Origin of the sequence: Brevibacterium sp. VCM10 (genome assembly GCF_000583215.1) — a bacterium.
GTDB classification, from domain to species: Bacteria; Actinomycetota; Actinomycetes; order Actinomycetales; family Brevibacteriaceae; genus Brevibacterium; species Brevibacterium linens.
Window position 1 is genome coordinate 73991 of record NZ_JAJB01000023.1, and the last position, 17853, is coordinate 91843.

Annotated in this window: 13 protein-coding genes; 3 read left to right on the forward strand and 10 right to left on the reverse strand. The window is 65.4% G+C overall.

Going from position 1 to position 17853, the window contains the following annotated elements:
- Positions 1-3 precede the first annotated feature (3 nt).
- From mltG to AD89_RS0106745, 5 genes are all read right to left on the reverse strand, one after another.
- Positions 4-1140, reverse strand: a complete 1137-nt coding sequence (mltG, locus tag AD89_RS0106725) for an endolytic transglycosylase MltG (RefSeq protein WP_025777840.1) — start codon at positions 1138-1140, stop codon at positions 4-6.
- Positions 1137-1613, reverse strand: coding sequence for a Holliday junction resolvase RuvX (ruvX, locus tag AD89_RS0106730; RefSeq protein WP_025777841.1), 477 nt, complete (start codon positions 1611-1613; stop codon positions 1137-1139). The genes mltG and ruvX overlap by 4 nt, the downstream gene beginning before the upstream one ends.
- A complete protein-coding gene (gene alaS / locus AD89_RS0106735) occupies positions 1610-4264 on the reverse strand; it encodes an alanine--tRNA ligase (RefSeq protein WP_025777842.1) in 2655 nt (884 codons plus the stop codon). The genes ruvX and alaS overlap by 4 nt, the downstream gene beginning before the upstream one ends.
- Before the next feature lie 353 nt (positions 4265-4617).
- On the reverse strand, positions 4618-5259 hold the full coding sequence (gene rpsD, locus AD89_RS0106740; RefSeq protein ID WP_051505126.1) for a 30S ribosomal protein S4: 642 nt from the start codon (positions 5257-5259) through the stop codon (positions 4618-4620).
- A gap of 274 nt (positions 5260-5533) precedes the next feature.
- Positions 5534-7123: a cation:proton antiporter family protein gene (locus AD89_RS0106745; RefSeq protein WP_025777844.1), complete on the reverse strand. Its 1590-nt coding sequence runs from the start codon at positions 7121-7123 to the stop codon at positions 5534-5536.
- Between the two features lie 475 nt (positions 7124-7598).
- Here AD89_RS0106745 and AD89_RS19255 point away from each other — a divergent pair, with 475 nt between their 5' ends.
- Positions 7599-8153 carry an NUDIX hydrolase gene (locus tag AD89_RS19255; RefSeq protein WP_051505127.1) on the forward strand — a complete coding sequence of 185 codons (555 nt, stop codon included), beginning with the start codon at positions 7599-7601 and terminating at the stop codon, positions 8151-8153.
- Here AD89_RS19255 and AD89_RS0106755 read toward each other — a convergent pair whose 3' ends face one another.
- From AD89_RS0106755 to AD89_RS0106770, 4 genes are read right to left on the reverse strand one after another with little or no spacing between them, the layout of a single operon-like run.
- Positions 8154-9563 (reverse strand): replication-associated recombination protein A, encoded by a 1410-nt coding sequence (locus AD89_RS0106755; protein ID WP_025777846.1) that lies wholly within the window; start codon positions 9561-9563, stop codon positions 8154-8156.
- Positions 9563-11347, reverse strand: coding sequence for an aspartate--tRNA ligase (aspS, locus tag AD89_RS0106760; RefSeq protein ID WP_025777847.1), 1785 nt, complete (start codon positions 11345-11347; stop codon positions 9563-9565). The genes AD89_RS0106755 and aspS overlap by 1 nt, the downstream gene beginning before the upstream one ends.
- Positions 11348-11405: 58 nt before the next feature.
- On the reverse strand, positions 11406-12740 hold the full coding sequence (hisS, locus tag AD89_RS0106765; RefSeq protein ID WP_025777848.1) for a histidine--tRNA ligase: 1335 nt from the start codon (positions 12738-12740) through the stop codon (positions 11406-11408).
- A gap of 38 nt (positions 12741-12778) precedes the next feature.
- On the reverse strand, positions 12779-13423 hold the full coding sequence (locus tag AD89_RS0106770) for an MBL fold metallo-hydrolase (protein WP_025777849.1): 645 nt from the start codon (positions 13421-13423) through the stop codon (positions 12779-12781).
- Positions 13424-13542: 119 nt separating this feature from the next.
- On the opposite strand from AD89_RS0106770, the gene AD89_RS0106775 reads away from it, so the two are divergent.
- Both AD89_RS0106775 and AD89_RS0106780 read left to right on the forward strand, forming a co-directional pair.
- Positions 13543-14895: a DUF349 domain-containing protein gene (locus tag AD89_RS0106775; RefSeq protein WP_025777850.1), complete on the forward strand. Its 1353-nt coding sequence runs from the start codon at positions 13543-13545 to the stop codon at positions 14893-14895.
- 122 nt (positions 14896-15017) lie between these two features.
- Positions 15018-15572 carry a hypothetical protein gene (locus AD89_RS0106780; protein WP_025777851.1) on the forward strand — a complete coding sequence of 185 codons (555 nt, stop codon included), beginning with the start codon at positions 15018-15020 and terminating at the stop codon, positions 15570-15572.
- Here AD89_RS0106780 and AD89_RS0106785 read toward each other — a convergent pair.
- Positions 15551-17848 (reverse strand): RelA/SpoT family protein, encoded by a 2298-nt coding sequence (locus AD89_RS0106785; protein ID WP_025777852.1) that lies wholly within the window; start codon positions 17846-17848, stop codon positions 15551-15553. The two genes, AD89_RS0106780 and AD89_RS0106785, sit on opposite strands and share 22 nt — an antisense overlap.
- Between the last annotated feature and the right edge of the window lie 5 nt (positions 17849-17853).

The window sequence follows — 17853 nt, forward strand, 5'->3', positions numbered from 1 at the left end:
CGGCTATCCGTTGTCCTTCCTGTGCTCGCGCAGCCATTTGCGGTAGATCTCGACGTTCTTCTTATGGTCCTCGTAGTTGTCGGCGAACTTCGTCTCCCCCGTGTCCGGATTCGTCGCGACGAAGAACTGCCAATCGCCGTCGGCGGGTTCGAGCGCTGCTTCGACGGCTCCCCGGCTCGGCGAGTTGATGGGTCCGGGAGGCAGGCCCTTCTTCTTGTACGTGTTGTACGGCGAGTCCGACTGGCGCTCCTTCTTCGTCGTTGTCAGGTCGGAGCGGGCGCCGTGGATATAGGCCACGGTCGCGTCCGATTGGAGCAGCCCCCCGGTCTTCGATTTCTCGGAGATGCGGTTGAGGAATGTCTTGGCCACCTTCGATCGCACCTCGGGATCTCCCGGGGATTCCTTCTCCACGAGGCTGGCCAGGGTGAGGATGCGGTTGGCGTCCTTGCCCTCGATTCCCAGTTCGTCGAGTTCGGTCTCGGTCTTGTCGACCATCTCCTGGACGATGTCCTCGGCGGTCTTCTGCTTGTTGAGGTCGTACGTCGCCGGGTACAGGTAGCCTTCGAGGCTCGGGGCCTCGATATCGAGTCCGTAGTCCTTCGGGGTCTTGTCGTCGATGGCTTTGTCGACCTCATCGGCGTCCATCCCCGACTCGATCATGATCGCCTTGATCTCTTCGACCTGTTTGCCTTCGGCGACCGTGATCTTCGGCGGGGCAATGGGGTTGATGAGCGCTTCGACCGCGGCCTCCGAACTCATCTTCTCCCGCATCGTCCAGGTTCCTGCCTGGATGGTCGCCTCACGGCGTTCGATCTCGTCGAGGAAGGGTTTGGAATTCATGATCACCCCGGCTTCGACGAGCTGGTTGGCCACGGTGCGGGCGGAGGAGCCGGGAGCGATCTCGATCGAGACCTCGTTCGTGCCCTGACCCTCGTAGTCGCCCTTGGGGCCGAACAGGTCGTCGACGACTCCCCCGGCCGCGCGCACACCGAAGAATCCTCCGATGCCGAAGACGAGGATGCAGATGATCACGATCGTCGTCGTCCGCCGCCGACGCAGCATTCTGCGACGCTTCTTCGCGCGGACTTCCGCGCGGGTCAGTCCTTCGTCGGACGAGAACTCTTCGGTGATGGGGCTCATACGTCGTACTCCTCGTCGGGCATCTCACGGCCGGCGGGAACACCGGTGTTGTGTTCGTACTCGAGGGCGTTCTGGAGGATGATCACGGCGGCTTGGGCGTCGACGATCTCGCGTCGCTGGCGTGATGACTTCCCGGCCGCGGCGAGGGCGTGGTGGGCTTCGACCGTGGTGAAGCGCTCATCGACGAGCCGGACCGGGGTGCCGGTGGCCGCGGCGATCCGACGGGCGAACTCCAACGCCGAGGTGGCCGCGGCCCGGGCGGCGCCGTCGAGGGATTTCGGGTCCCCCACCAGAAGTTCGATGGGTTCGTATTCGTCGACGATGGCGCGCAGCTGCTTTAGGGCCGCCGGTTCGTCGCTGCGTCGGACGACGGTCAGCGGGGTGGCCAGGATCCCGTCGGGGTCGCTGGAGGCGACGCCGATCCGCACGGAACCGATGTCGAGACCCAGGCGGCGACCTCGGCGGAAACTCACTGGATGGCTGCCTTGACCGCCGCGATGGCCGATGGGATCGCCCCGGGGTTGCTGCCGCCGCCCTGGGCGAGGTCGGGCTTGCCGCCGCCTCCGCCGCCGAGTTCAGCGCAGGCCAGAGACACGAGCTTGCCGGCCTGCAGTCCGGCGGTGCGGGCCGCCTCGGTGGTGGCGATGACGACGACGGGCTTTCCGCTGCTGACGCCGATGCCGACGATCACGGCCTGCCGGTCGGCGACCCGGTTGCGCAGGTCGGTCACCAGTGTGCGGATGTCTCCGGCATTGGCGATATCGCCGAGTTCGGCCTGGACGAAGAGCGTCTGGCCCACGGTCTGTGCCTCATCGAGGAACTTGCCCGAAGAGGCGAGCAGCTGTTGGGCGTTGAGCCGGGCCATCTCCTTCTCAGCGTCCTTGAGCCGGCTCATCAGGTCGGACACCCGCGAGGTGACATCGGTGCCCGGGACCTTGAGCATCTCCGACAGGGAGGACACGATGGTCCTCTCGGCGGCCAGGGACCGGAAGGCGTCCATGCCGACGGCGGCTTCGATGCGTCGGACTCCCGAGCCGACGGAGGCTTCGGAGAGCACGGAGATCGGGCCGACTTCGGCGGAGGCTCCGACGTGGGTGCCGCCGCAGAGTTCGCGCGAGAAGGGTCCGCCGATGTCGACGACGCGCACGACGTTCGGGTACTTCTCGCCGAAGAGCGCCATGGCACCGGACTTCTTCGCGTCGTCGAAGGACATGTACTCGGTGCCGACTTCGTAGTTCGAGCGCACCGCCAGGTTCGCCACCTCTTCGATCTCGGACCGCATCTGCGTGCTCGGGGCTTCGGGGAACGAGTAGTCGAAGCGCATGTAGCCGGGCTGGTTGAGCGAACCGGCCTGCACGGCATGGCTGCCGAGGATCTCGCGCAGCGCGGCGTGGACGAGGTGAGTGGCGGTGTGGGCCTGGGCACCTTGGAAGCGGTGGTCGTGGTCGACGGCGGCGAGCACTTCGTCGCCGACGCGCAGTTCTCCGTCGATGACCTCGACCCGGTGAGCCGGCAGTCCCTTCACCGGGTTCTGCACGTCGCTGACCCGGGCGGTGAAGCCGTGGCCGGAGATGAGTCCGACATCGGCGCGCTGACCGCCGGATTCGGCGTAGAACGGGGTCAGGTCGAGGACGACGTCACCGCTCTGTCCTGTGGTGAGCACCTCGGCGGCGACTCCGTCGACGACGATGCCGCGCACACGGGAGTCGGCTTCGAGACGGTCGTAGCCGACGAATTCGCTGGCGCCTTCGTCGAGCAGTGCCGAATAGGCGGACAGGTCGGTGTGGCCGCCGCCCTTCTTCGCCTTGGCATCGGCCTTGGCGCGGGTGCGCTGCTCACTCATCAGTTCGCGGAACCCGGCCTCGTCGACGCTCAGTCCGGCTTCGGACGCCATCTCGAGAGTGAGGTCGATGGGGAACCCGTGGGTGTCGTGAAGGGCGAAGGCGATGTCTCCGCTGATGGTCTTGTCTCCACCGCCCAGGGACTGTGCGGCATTGGCGAACAGCTGGGTGCCGGATTCGAGGGTCCGCAGGAACGCCTTCTCCTCGGCGAAGGCGACCCGGGAGATCCGGTCGAAGTCGGTTTCGAGCTCCGGGTAGGACAGCTTCATGGCCTGCATGGACACGGGCAGCAGCTCGGGCAGGACTTCTTCCTTGACGCCGAGCAGACGCATGGCGCGCACGGCGCGGCGCAGCAGCCGGCGGAGGATGTAGCCGCGGCCCTCATTGCCGGGACGGACTCCGTCGCCGATGATGATCAGGGCCGAACGGACGTGGTCGGCGACGACGCGCAGCTGCACATCGGCGTGCTCGTCCTCGCCGTAGCTGCGCCCGGCCAGGCGGCTGGCGGCCTCGATGACGGGGAAGACCTCGTCGATCTCGTACATGTTCTCCACGCCCTGGAGCAGGAAAGCGACACGTTCGAGTCCCATACCGGTGTCGATGTTCTTCGCAGGCAGGTCGCCGGCGATGTCGAAGTCGACCTTCGAACGGACCTCGGAGAGTTCGAACTCCATGAACACGAGGTTCCAGATCTCGATGTAGCGGTCTTCGTCGGCTACGGGTCCGCCGTCGACACCGTAGGCGGGGCCGCGGTCGAAGTAGATCTCGGAGCAGTAGCCTCCGGGGCCGGGCTGGCCGGTGTGCCAGAAGTTGTCTTCGTTGTCGCGCAGCTGGATGCGCTCACGGGGAACGGAGGTCTCCTCCAGCCACATGTCGATGGTCTCTGCATCGTCCTCGTGCACCGTCGCCCACAGCAGCTCCGGGTCGAAGCCGAGCCCGCCCTCGGCGACGGGGGTCGTCAGCAGTCCCCAGGCGAACTTGATGGCATCGCGCTTGAAGTAGTCGCCGAAGGAGAAGTTGCCGTTCATCTGGAAGAAGGTGCCGTGGCGGGTCGTCTTGCCGACCTCTTCGATGTCTCCGGTGCGCACGCACTTCTGCACGCTGGTGGCCCGGTTGAACGGTGCGGGTTCGCGGCCGGTCAGGTACGGAATGAACTGGACCATGCCTGCGATGTTGAACAGGATGGACGGATCGGAGCTGATCACCGACGCCGAGGGGACCACGGTGTGCCCGTTCGCTTCGAAGTAGTCCAACCAGCGTTGTTTGATCTCTGCCGTCTTCAATCCAAGGCCTTTCAGATATTGCCTGTGCGTCGCCCGGCTGATGAGCCCGACGCGACACTTACTCGTGCGTATCCGCACTTAACAGGGACTAGTTTAATGGGTCGATCGCAATATGCGATGTGGCGCGGCGTGCCGTGAAATCCGGCCCCGGACTGCACCGCCCTCATTCCGCTTCGGCGCCTTTCGGCTGAATAGCCCATTTGAGAATGAATAGCCCATGTTTGAAACTGGGCTGCTCACCTCAAACTGGGCCGCAGCCAAATCAGCGGGCGCGGCGGGCCGTGAATGCACGACTGCCCGGAACCGTGCGGTCCCGGGCAGTCGCGGCGGCGCGATGCGCTGTGGTCAGCAGATCAGCGCGAGTAGAACTCGACGACGAGCTGCACGTCACAGGTGATCGGCACCTCTTCGCGCTTCGGGCTGCGCAGCAGGGTTGCCTGCAGGCCCTCGAGGTTCACGTTGAGGTAGCCCGGCGTTGCGGGCAGGACGTCCTTGTGACCACCGGCGGCGGCGACCTGGAACGGATCCATCGAAGCCGAACGCTCGTGCACCTGGATGGTCTGGCCTTCCTTCACGCGGAAGGAGGGACGGTCCACGCGCTGTCCGTCGACAGTGATATGACGGTGGACGACGAACTGACGGGCCTGGGCCATGGTGCGGGCGAAGCCCGAACGCAGGACGAGGGCGTCGAGACGCGATTCGAGGAGCTCGACCATCGTCTCACCGGTCAGACCGGGCAGACGGTTGGCTTCCTTGTAGGTCTTGAGCATCTGGGCCTCGCGGATGCCGTACTGCGCGCGCAGACGCTGCTTCTCCTTGAGGCGGACCGAGTAGTCGCTGTCGTTGCGACGGCGGGCGCGGCCGTGCTCACCTGGAGGGTACGGACGACGCTCGAAGTACTTCTCGGCCTTGGGCGTCAGAGCAATGCCGAGGGCGCGCGAGAGGCGCGTCATGCGACGATTACGTGCTGGTGCTGGCACTGTATTACCTTTCATCAATGTGTTCTGTCACGATGGGCCCGGCAGGGTTCTCGCCCCGAAACGCGACTGTTGTTTCCCCGGATGGGAAAGAGGGATTGAGCGTCGAGATCCGCTCGCACCGACCGCCTTTAGGGTGCAGGCACAACAGCTGTCAATCTTAGCGGGTGCGGGGCAACTGTCGCAAAGCGGATCGGCGCGCTCACATCTGTAATCTTCCCGACTGATTCCGACGATCGGACTGATTCCTGCGATCTGGTCCGGCTGAACGGGCGGTCGGTGCTCACTGCGGTCATTGCCGGCAGCCGTCTTCGTGACTGTCGATGGCGGCATCGGCCACGGCGGCTCCGGACCCGCCGTAGATGTTGATCACCGCGTGGACCCCGGCACGAACGAAATGTTCGGCCTGATCGGGGCGTTGGACAACCGCGGCGATGGTCCCGGGGAACCCGGCGATGCGCAGCTGCTCGAGGGCGAAGGTGTTCGAATCGTGCAGCGCCATGGCCAGAACGACGGTGTGTGCGCTGCCGCCGACGACGAGGCGGTGCCAGAACTCGTGGTCGGTGGCATCGCCTTCGAGCACCGTGAACCCGTCGGCGCGGAGAGCCTCGACGACGGTGAGGTCGTTGTCGATGCCGATGACGCTGCGGTCGCCGCGTTCGACGAAGCGCTCGTAGGCCCCGCGGCCGATGCGGCCCATGCCGAGGACGACGACTTCCGCGTTCCCGGTGTCCAACGGCCGGTCACTCGCCCGCAGCCGGGCCTCGTTCTCATCCGGCAGGATCGCATCGAGCTTCGCCACGATCGGAAGGCTGTAGGCATTGGCCAGGGAGGAGCCGATCATACCCAGGGCCACGGCGAGGGCGATGATGGTCAGCCAATTGTCTTCGAAGAGCCCGCTGTCGACGCCGACGGCGACGACGATGAGTGCGAACTCGGAGAAGTTGCTCAGAGCCAGGCTGGTGCGCACGCTGGTGCGGTTGCGCAGACCGAAGAGCCGTCCCATGAGGTAGAAGCTCGCGAAATTGAATGGCAGCAGGACGACGCACAGGGCCAGCGCCATGAACAGATCCGACCAGGTGGGCACCGCCTGGAGCCCGATGACGACGAAGAATCCGACGAGGAAGAGCTCCTTGACGCTGAACAGCGACTTCGACAACTCCCCGGCACGCGGGTGGGTGGAGAAGAACAGCCCGAGCACCAAGGCTCCGAGGTCGCCGTGGATGCCGACGGATTCGAAGGCGACGTAGCCGGGCCCCAAGGCCATGACGACGCCGAAGAGGACGAGCAGCTCACCGCGTCCGACGCGGTCGAGGATCCGACGCAGCACCCAGACCGCGGGAACGAGCAGGACGAGGGCGAGGGCCCACAGGCTCGGCGGCTCTTCGCCTGCGATCGAGATGAAGGCGACCGCCGCGAGGTCTTGGAGGACGAGGATCGCGATGGCGATCTGGCCGTAGTAGGACCCGTCGTCGGAGCGGTCTTCGAGCACTTTGACCACGAGCACCGTGGAGGAGAACGAGAGGGCGAATCCGAGCAGCGCCAAGGTGCCGACTCCCCCGCCGACGCTGACGAGGCCGATGGCGGCGGCGGCTCCGATCGTCCCAGCGCCGAGGAGGACCACAGTGATCATGTGCAGCGCAGCGGTGCCGTGGGCTTCGGGTTGGAGCAGGGAGCGCAGATCGAACTTCAGTCCGATGGTGAACAGGAGCAGAACCACTCCGATGTCCGAGACCTGCTGCAGTCCCGCGAAGGCGGTGAAGCCGAAGACGTGCAGACCGAATCCGGCGGCGAGGAATCCCACGAGCGGAGGGATGCGCAGCTCATGGGCGATCAGTCCGAGCGCCAGCGCGGCGGCGATGGTGATGACGATGTCCGCCATGCCGTCCTCCTCGCTCGGCGCCGCCCGCGACGGCTCAGCCCGCCACCGCGTCTGTCACCTAAGTTATCAGGGCCGCAGGAGTCTCCGGAGGTTCTCCAGCCTGTCGGCCATGCTGCGTTCTTGAATTGGATCGCTAATACAACCTCGCCGGGAACGGGTGATCGGAAGACCCGGCTTCTGACCGGTCCTAATGAGGCTGTGTGAGAATTGCGGGCATGGACATCGGGGATTTGGAATCAGCAGAAGGCGAACTGAGTTCTCTCCTGGGTAAGTGCGAAGCTGTTCTTCAGGGTTCCACGCTCAGCCAGTCAAGAACGACACTGATGACGAACAGGGTCAAAGCATTGCGCACGGCCCTTGAGCTCATTCGCCGAGCAAAGTCGGAACATGGTGATTGAGAGCCCTCACGCTCTAAGCTCCGGGAGGGCGGCGCCGAAGGGAAAGTCTGCATCAGGTTTCGAACTAGGATCATTCCATGGATGAACCACACTGGACCTTGCTGTCGCGACGCGTAACACATCGTGGTTTCGTCACTCTCAGTGAGCACGAGGTCGAGCTCCCGACCGGTGAAAACATCGTCTATGAAGTCGACGAATCTATTCCCTGCGGGGTCGTGGTGCTGGGAATAACCGAATCCGGTGAGATGCGTCTTGCGAAGGAATACCGATACCCGCTCGATCGCTGGATCTTTGAACTGCCTGGTGGCGGCGTCGAACATGGCGAAGCGCCTGCTGAAGCGGCGAACCGAGAATACGAAGAAGAGCTTGGGCTGCGACCGATCGATCTCACTTTTCTCTATACGTTCAGCCAGAACCCCGGCCGACATGCTTATCCGATCCATCTCTATTTCTGCACCCGCACACAACTGGGCACGAAAACTACCGGCGATCCGCAGGAAGTCGTTCGTGCCGTCGACGTGTCGGTCGATGATTTCGACCAGATGGTCAACAAGGGTGAGATCGTCGATCCCTGTCTACTCATCGCTCGTCTTGTCGCGGCGCAGAAAGGGCTGCTTCCGCCGGTAGGCTGATCAGTTCTCGGGCCGCAGGAGTCTCCGGAGGTTCTCCAGCCTGTCGGCCATGGATCGTTCCATCCCGTTGCCCGTCGGAGTGTAGTAGCGCTTTCCGCGCAGGGTCTCCGGCAGATACTCCTGATCGACGACCCCGTGCGGATAGTCGTGCGAGTATTTGTAGCCCTCGCCGTGGCCGAGTTCTTTCGCCCCCGGGTAGTGGGCATCGCGCAGATGCATCGGCACCTGTCCGGCGAGTCCGTTCTTCACATCGGCGATCGCGGCGTCCAGGGCCCGGTAGCTGGCGTTCGATTTCGGTGCCAGGGCCAAATAGGTGACCGCCTCGGCGAGGGGAATCCGTCCTTCGGGCATGCCGATGTTGGCAACCGCGGTCGAGGCGGCCACGGCGATGGGCAGCGCCTGCGGGTCGGCCATGCCGATGTCCTCGGCAGCGGAGATGACGACACGGCGGGCGATGAAGCGCGGGTCCTCACCGGCGACGATCATCCGCGCGAGATAGTGCAGGGCCGCGTCGACGTCGGAGCCGCGGATGGATTTGATGAACGCGGAGACCACGTCGTAGTGCTGGTCGCCGTTCCTGTCATAGCGCAGAACGGTTTCGCTGCTCGCCTCCGCGCAGGCGGATTCGGTGATCGAGATCGGTTCGTCGCCCGACTCCTCCGACTGCGCGGCGGCGATTCCGGCGGCGGCTTCGAGGACGGTCAGTGACCGCCGGGCGTCGGCTCCGGCGATGCGGACGATGAAGTTCCGGGCCTCCTCGGTGAGGGTGAACTGTCCGGCCAGCCCACGATCGGATTCGACGGCACGATCGAGCAGATTGCCGACCGCCTCGTCGTCGAGCGGACGCAGGGTGAGCATGAGCGACCGCGACAGCAGAGGTGAGATGACGGAGAACGACGGGTTCTCCGTGGTGGCGGCCACGAGCACGACGAGCCGGTTCTCCACCGCCGGCAGCAGGGCATCCTGCTGGGCTTTCGAGAACCGGTGGATCTCGTCGAGGAAGAGGACGGTGGTCCGTGAGTACATCTCCCGCTCGCGGCGGGCGTTCTCGATCACCTGGCGCACGTCCTTGACGCCCGCGGTGATCGCGGAGAGTTCGACGAAGGTGCGGCCCGGGGCGTGGGAGATGACATGGGCCAGCGTGGTCTTCCCGACTCCGGGCGGACCCCACAGGATCACCGAGGAGGCTCCCGCCCGGTCTCCCCCGCTGGCTTCGACGAGTTGGTTGAGCGGGGAACCGGGGAAGGTCAGATGCTCCTGACCGACGACTTCGGCCAGTGTCCGCGGACGCATCCGCACGGCCAACGGATCCAAGGCCCGCCCCGAGGAGGTCCCGGAGGAACCGGCGAAGCCCGGACCAGGCGAATCCTGGTCCGGGCCGCCGGAGAACAGATTGGGTTCTTGGCTCATCAGGCCTCGGCGTCGTCGTCTTCCGGTTCGAAGTCGACTCCGGCCTCGGCACGCTGGGCGTCGGTGATCGGGGCCGGTGCCTGGGTGAGCGGATCGAATCCGCCGCCGGACTTCGGGAAGGCGATGACTTCACGGATAGAGTCGACGCCGGCCAGCAGGGACACGATGCGGTCCCAGCCGAAGGCGATGCCGCCGTGCGGGGGTGCGCCGAACTTGAAGGCTTCGAGGAGGAAGCCGAACTTCTCCTCGGCCTCTTCGGCGGAGATGCCCATGATCGAGAAGACGCGTTCCTGGACGTCCTTGCGGTGGATGCGGATCGAGCCGCCGCCGATCTCGTTGCCGTTGCAGACGATGTCGTAGGCGTAGGCCAGCGCCGCGCCCGGGTCCTCTTCGAGCGTGTCGAGGAACTCGGGCTTCGGTGCGGTGAAGGCGTGGTGGACGGCGGTCCACTGTCCGCCGCCGACGGCGACGTCTCCGGCGGCCTGCGCCTCGGCGGCCGATTCGAACAGGGGTGCGTCGACGACCCACACGAAGGCCCAGTCGCCGTCCTTGATCAGACCCGTGCGCTCGGCGATCTCGTTGCGGGCGGCACCGAGCAGGGCACGGGAGGAGTTCGCCTCACCGGCGGCGAAGAAGATCGCATCGCCCGGCTGCGCACCGGCCGCCTCGGCGAGTCCCGCCTTCTCCTCATCGGAGATGTTCTTGGCCACCGGACCCGACAGGGTGCCGTCTTCGCCGATGAGCACATAGGCCAGGCCCTTCGCCCCGCGCTGCTTGGCCCAGTCCTGCCAGCCGTCGAGCTGACGGCGCGGCAGGGAGCCGCCGCCCGGATAGACGACGGAGCCGACATACGGCGACTGGAAGACGCGGAACGGGGTGTTCGCGAAGAACTCGGTGAGGTTGTGCAGTTCGAGACCGAAACGCAGGTCCGGCTTGTCCGAACCGTAGCGCTCCATCGCCTCGTGGTAGGTGATGTGCGGGATCGGCGTGGTGATGTCGTGGCCGATGAGCTTCCACAGTGCTGTGAGGATCTCTTCGGCCAGCGCGATGATGTCCTCCTGCTCGACGAAGGAGGCTTCGATGTCGAGCTGGGTGAACTCGGGCTGTCGGTCGGCGCGGAAGTCCTCGTCGCGGTAGCAGCGGGCGATCTGGTAGTAGCGTTCCATGCCGGCGACCTGGAGCAGCTGCTTGAACAGCTGCGGGGACTGCGGCAGGGCGTACCAGGAACCGGGCTTGAGCCGAGCCGGGACGAGGAAGTCGCGGGCGCCTTCCGGAGTCGACTTCGTCAGGGTCGGAGTCTCGACCTCGACGAAGCTGTGGGCGTCGAGGACCGACCGTGCGGCCCTGTTGACATCGGAGCGCAGACGGATCGTCTTGGCCGGGCCCGAACGGCGCAGGTCGAGGTACCGGTAGCGCAGACGGGTCTCCTCACCCACAGCACCGGAGTCCTCGGCATGGTCGGAGACCTGGAACGGCAGGGCCGCTGCTTCGGAGAGCACCTCGACGGTGGTGTCGATGACCTCGATCTCACCGGTGGGCAGGTTCGGGTTCGTGTTGCCGTCGGGGCGGACCGACACGGTTCCGGTGGCCTTGACGACGGTTTCGTTGCGCAGCTGGTGGGCATCGTCCTCACGGACGACGACCTGCACGATTCCCGAAGCGTCACGCAGATCGATGAAGGCGACACCTCCGTGATCGCGACGACGATCGACCCACCCGGTGAGGGTGACGGTTTCTCCTGCGTTCGCGGCTCGCAGGCTTCCGGCTTCGTGGCTTCGCAGCACCTAGGGCTCCTTTGTGATGTTGTGGTCTAGCGCCTGATCAATGATAGTCGCCCTGCGCTCAGCTCCGGTACACGCGGGGCCAGAGGTCGTCGTCCGCCGGAGTCCACGTGCCCGGATCCGCCGTGGCCTGCTCCCCCGAACGGATGTCCTTGACCTCGTGGCCGGACTCGCCGTCGGTGAACCAGACGAATGGAATCTCGCGACGTTCGGCATAGCGGATCTGCTTGCCGAATTTCGCCGCGCTCGGCGAGACCTCGCACGGGATGTCCCGGGACCGCAGCTGCGCGGCCACAGCGTCGGCCTCGCCGCGTCGGGCCTCCTCGGTGACGGCGATGACGACGGCCGAGGGGGTGCCGCGGGTGGCATGGACGGCGGATTCCTCGCCGAGGATGAACGCCATGAGGCGGGAGACGCCGATGGACATGCCCACCCCGGGATAGTTCTTCTTGCCCACGGTCACGAGCGAATCGTAGCGACCGCCGGAGGACACGGAGCCGAGCTCTTCGTGACCGATCAGCTGGGTCTCATAGACCGCTCCCGTGTAGTAGTCGAGGCCGCGGGCGATCTTGAGCTGGGCGACGACGACTCCGGGTGCGCGAACGGCGGCGGCTGCCAGCAGCGTCGTCAGCGATTCGAGTCCGGTCTCCAGCAGCGGGTGGTCGACGCCGAGCGCGCGCACCTCATCGGCGAAGTCCGGGGAGTCGGATTCGATGGCGGCCAGCTCCAAGCACAGGCGCTGCTGCTCCTCATCGGCGCCCGCTTCGGCAGCCAGCAGCTTCGCCACTTCGTCGGGACCGATCTTGTCGTATTTGTCGAGGCAGCGCAGCACGGCTTGGATGTTCGTCAGTCCGATTCCGCGAGCGAAGCCTTCGAGCAGCCTGCGGTCATTGACGACGATCTTGATTCCGGGCACGCCGAGCGGGGCGAGCCGGGAGAACGCATCGGCCACTGCCAGGGGGATTTCGACCTCGAAGTGTCCGGGCAGCTCGGAATCGGCGATGACATCGATATCGGCCTGGATGAACTCCCGGTAGCGGCCCGCCTGTGGGCGTTCGCCGCGCCAGACGGGCTGGACGCGGGCGGCCTTGAACGGGAAGCTCAGGTCGTTCGCGTTGTCGGCGATATAGCGGGCCAGTGGCACCGTGAGGTCGAAGTGGAGTCCGAGCGGGTTGCGTTCGGCACCCTCGGAGTGGAGGCGGGAGACGGCGAAGATCTCCTTGTCGATCTCTCCGTCCTTGGCCAGTTGGCTGATCGGTTCGACGGCGCGGTGGTTGAGGGCGGAGAACCCGTGCAGGGCGAAGGTGTGTTCGAGCGTGTCGATGATGGCCTTCTCGATCACGCGTTCGGCCGGGAGTCGTTCCGGGAATCCGGACAGACGGGCTGACTTCGCCATGGTGCTCCTTGCTTTCGGTGTGGTGGTTTGTGATGCGTTCAGAAGAACGGGTTCGTCGCGAGTTCTGTGCTCACGCGGGACGCCGGGCCGTGTCCAGGATAGATCGGCACGTCCGGGAGTGCGGCGAATGTCCGCAGCGACTCCTGCATGGCCTGCGGGTCTCCCCCGGGCAGATCGACGCGGCCGATGGCCCCGGCGAAGACGACGTCACCGGTGAAGACGACCTCGTCTTCGCCGTCGGCGACGCGCAGCAGCATGGACCCTTCCGTATGCCCGGGTGCGGCGACCGCAGTGATGGTCAGTCCCGCGATCTCGACACTCTGCCCATCGGTGATGTCGACGGCTTCGGGCGCGTTCCAGTCCTGAACGAGCGGGGCCAGCATCGCCGCGAACTGCGGGTTGAGCGTCGTCGCCGGGGAGTCCAGACGGTAGCGGTCGGCGGCGCCGAGGTGGACGGGCACGTCCCAGCGCGCGAGCACATTGGTCAGGCCCAGAATATGGTCGGGGTGGCCGTGGGTGAGGAAGATGGCCCGCGGTTCCAACCCTTCCTCGCTCAGCAGCTTCTCGAGGCCGGGGGCACAGTCGTATCCGGAGTCGATGAGAATGCAGTCGGTGCGTCCGTCTGCGCGCACGGCATAGCAGTTGACGTCGAGGAATTCGGCGTTGGTCGAGAACACATCCATGTGCAAAGTCTATCTACACGCTCGCCGATGGTTATGCTGGGATAACGTCTATCCCACAATCGAGTGATCGGCGGGTGGAATGACCTGCCGGTTCGACCGATGGAAACAAGGTGAGAACCATGTCGACCCCGACACCGAAGCCGACCCCCCGTCCGTCGTCGCTGCCGCGTCCGCAGGCGGCACAGGTGGTCAATGCCAGCCATATCGACCACGACGCCGAGGTGGCTCGCGCGGTGAGCCATGGTCGTGCCGATGCGGACGGCAATGTGTTCGTCACCACCCCAGCAGGCGAACGGGCCGTCGGTCAGTATCCGGACGCCACCCCCGACGAGGCGCTCGAGTACTTCGCGAAGAAGTACGTCGAACTCGCCGAGAACGCGGTCCTGCTGCGCAACCGTCTGTCTGCGGGCGCGCCCGGCCGTGAGGTGGTCTCGGCGGCGAAGGCGCTGCAGGAATCGCTTCCCGAGGCCAACGTCGTCGGTGATCTCAAGGGGCTCAGCGCCACGCTCGATACCCTCATCTCCGATGCCGAGGCCACGGAGTCCCGGCAGGCTGCCCGGGCCCAGGCAGCGAAGCTGGCAGCCGCCGAGGACCGTGAGGCTCTCGTCGTGGAGGCCGAGACCCTGGCCAAGCAGGATCCGTCGAAGATCCAGTGGAAGCACTCGGGTGCTCGCCTGCGTGAGCTCTTCGCACAGTGGAAGGACATGCAGCGCAGCGGACCGCGTCTGCCGCGTGCCGTCGACCAGGAGCTCTGGGGCCGGTTCTCACAGGCCCGGAACACCTTCGAACACAAGCGCAAGGAGTTCTTCGCCGAACTCGACAAGGTCAATGCCGAAGGCAAGCGGATCAAGGAGAAGATCGTCGCCGAGGCTGAGTCGCTGTCGGCCTCGACCGATTTCCGCACCGTGTCCCAGAAGTACAAGGACCTGATGAGCCAATGGAAGCGCGCCCCGCGTGCGTCACGGAAGGACGATGACGCTCTGTGGGCTCGGTTCCGGGCGGCACAGGACGTGTTCTTCTCCGCCCGTGATGCGGAGAACGCCGCTCTGGACGAGGAGTTCAAGGGCAACCTCGTCGTCAAGGAAGAGCTGCTGAAGAAGGCTCAGGCGCTGCTGCCGATCACCGACCCGGTAGCGGCCAAGCGCGAGCTGCGCACCATCCAGGACCAGTGGGAGGACGCCGGAAAGGTGCCTCGCGCCGATATCTCACGGATGGAGAACGGACTGCGCGATGTCGAACGTGCACTCGCCGACGCCGAGGAAGCCGCGTGGCAGCGCAGCAACCCGGAGACGAAGGCCCGCACCTCGGGTGCGCTGAGTCAGCTCGACGAGTCGATCGTCGACCTCGAGAAGAAACTCGAGACCGCGAAGTCCGGCGGCGATGAGAAGGCCGTCGCGGAGGCACAGGAAGCTCTTGACGCCCGCCGCGCCTGGCGCGATCAGCTCGCCCAGACCGCCGCGGAACTCGACTGAGGCCGCGGTACTCGACGGGGGCGGGTAGACTCGTCCACAGCTCCTGACGTTCGAGTCAGCACCTGTCCACAGGCACTCACAGGAGTCTTGTCAACGCCTCCGGACCCGACGATAGTTCGGGTATGGAGGCGTTGTTTCATCTGCGGGACTTCGGGTACGAGCACCTCACCGAGCTCACCCTCGACGGACTGCTCATCCGACTGACCGAATCGACATGGGTGCGCAAGGGCGCAATCCTCTCCCCCGCAGAGCGTATGGCCGCACTGCATTCGCTCATTCCGCCGGGTCTCGCGCTCTCCCATGACAGCGCCTGGTGGGTGCATCGGGGTCTCGGCCGTGCTCCTGCTCCGCTGAATTTCATCACTCTGCCCAGACGCCGATGGATCGCCGATGACGATTTCGACGTCCACGAGACGACCTTGGCCGACGACGATTGGTGCCTCATCGACGGGCTGCCCATCACCACGGAGGAACGCACACTCTACGATCTGCTCTTCCCGCACTTCCGGTTCCGCACGGCCGAGTCCCCGCGGGCACTCAAGGGCATCATCGCGGAGGTTCCCGCAGGACTGCGGGATCGCTTCCGGGACTACCTCACCGAGGTGGCCCGCCGCCCGTTCGTCGCCCAGATGCGCGAGGCCCTGGACCGGGAGGGTCAGCCGCCGGAGATGCGATAGACGTCGAAGACCCCTTCGACCTTGCGCACGGCGGAGAGCACCGTGTCCAGATGGCTGGCGTCGCTCATCTCGAAGACGAACTTCGACTGGGCCACCCGGGCCCGGGAGGTGCCGACCGACGCCGACAGGATGTTCACATGGGTTTCGGTGAGCACCTTCGTGATGTCGGAGAGCAGACCGGAACGGTCGAGGGCTTCGACCTGGATCTGGACGAGGTAGATTCCGCTCGTCTTCTCGCCCCAGGACACCTCGACCATACGTTCGGGTTCCCGTTTGAGTGAGGTCACGTTAGGGCAGTCGACGCGATGCACGGAGACTCCCGAGCCGCGGGTGACGAAACCGAGGATCTCATCTCCCGGCACAGGGGTGCAGCAGCGGGCGAGTTTGACGAGCACATCGTCGACGCCTTTGACGATGACGCCTTCGGACGATGAATGATGCCCCGAGGACTGACCGGTCCGGTTGCGCGGCTCCGGCGGCAGCACCGCCGAGTCGTCGTCCTCCCCGACTTCCTTGGCAAGCAGATCCACGACGTGCTGGGCCGAGGACACGCCGTTGCCGATCGCGGCGTAGAGGGCGCTGACATCGGGCAGCCGCATCTCCGTGGCGACGACCTGGAGGGCTTCCTGACTCATCAGCGAGGCCGCTGAGATCGTATGGCGTCGCATCGCTCGGGCAAGCTGTTCGCGGCCGTTCTCGATCGCCTCTTCGCGTCGTTCCTTCGAGAACCACTGCCGGATCTTGCTGCGGGCACGCGGGCTCTTGACGAAGCCGAGCCAGTCACGGCTGGGGCCGGCGTTCTCGTCCTTGGAGGTGAATACCTCGACGGAGTCCCCGTTCTTCAGCTCCGTGTCCAAGGCGACGAGGCGACCGTTGACTCGCGCGCCCATCGTCTTGTGTCCGACCTCGGTGTGCACGGCATAGGCGAAGTCGATGGGGGTGGCACCCGACGGCAGGCTCATCACCTCGCCCTTGGGCGTGAAGACGTAGACCTCCTTCGAGTTCACCTCGTAGCGGAGGCTGTCGAGGAATTCGTCGGGATCGGAGACCTCGCGCTGCCAGTCCAGCAGCTGTCGCAGCCACGCGGCGTCGTCGACCTCTCCGGCGTCGGAGACTTTCACAGAACGCGCGGTGTTCGAGGTCACGGCCTTCGAGGACTTATTCAGGTCCTTGTACTTCCAGTGGGCGGCGACGCCGAATTCCGCGCGCCGGTCCATCTCGTGGGTCCGGATCTGGATCTCGACGGGTTTGCCGGCCGGACCGATCACCGTGGTGTGCAGGCTCTGGTACATGTTGTACTTCGGCATGGCGATATAGTCCTTGAACCGTCCGGGAACCGGGTTCCAACGGGCGTGGACGATGCCGAGGGTGGCATAGCATTCGCGCACGGATTCGACGAGCACGCGGACGCCGACGAGATCGTAGATGTCGGCGAACTCGTGTCCGCGCACGACCATCTTCTGATAGATCGAGTAGTAGTGCTTGGGCCGCCCCGTGATGGAGGCGTCGATCCCGGATTCCTTGAGTTCGCCCTGGAGCTCCTCGGAGACGGTGGCCAGGTACTTCTCGCGCTCGGGAGCCCTGTCGGCGACGAGTCGGACCACTTCGTCGTAGACCTTGGGATGGAGGACCTGGAAGGACAGGTCTTCGAGTTCCCATTTGATCGTGTTCATGCCCAGCCGATGCGCCAGCGGGGCGAAGATGTCGAGGGTCTCGCGGGCCTTCTTCGTGCTCGACGAGGCCGGGACGAATCGCCAGGTGCGTGCATTGTGCAGGCGGTCCGCGAGCTTGATGACGAGGACGCGGATGTCCTTGGCCATCGCCACGATCATCTTGCGCACGGTCTCGGACTGCGCGGCCTGCCCGTAGGTGAGTTTGTCGAGCTTCGTCACACCGTCGACCATGGCTGCGACCTCGGACCCGAATTCCGCGGTCAGCTCGTCGAGCGAATACGAGGTGTCTTCGACCGTGTCGTGCAGCAGTGCGGCGGCGAGCGTGACCGGCAGCATCCCGATCTCCGCGAGGATCGTCGCGACTGCGATGGGATGGGTGATATAGGCGTCACCGGACTTCCGGGTCTGCCCGCGGTGAGCCTCCTCGGCGACCTTGTAGGCCCGGACGACGAGGTCGATGTCCGCCTTCGGATGGTTCGACTGCAGGGCCCGGATCATCGGGCCGAGCACTCGCGGGTAGCCAGGGTTGTTCTGCGCCCTGGCCGCCCACCAGGCTAAGCGGGAGATGCCTCGCGGACGACGCGAATCAGCCGACGATGCCACACCAT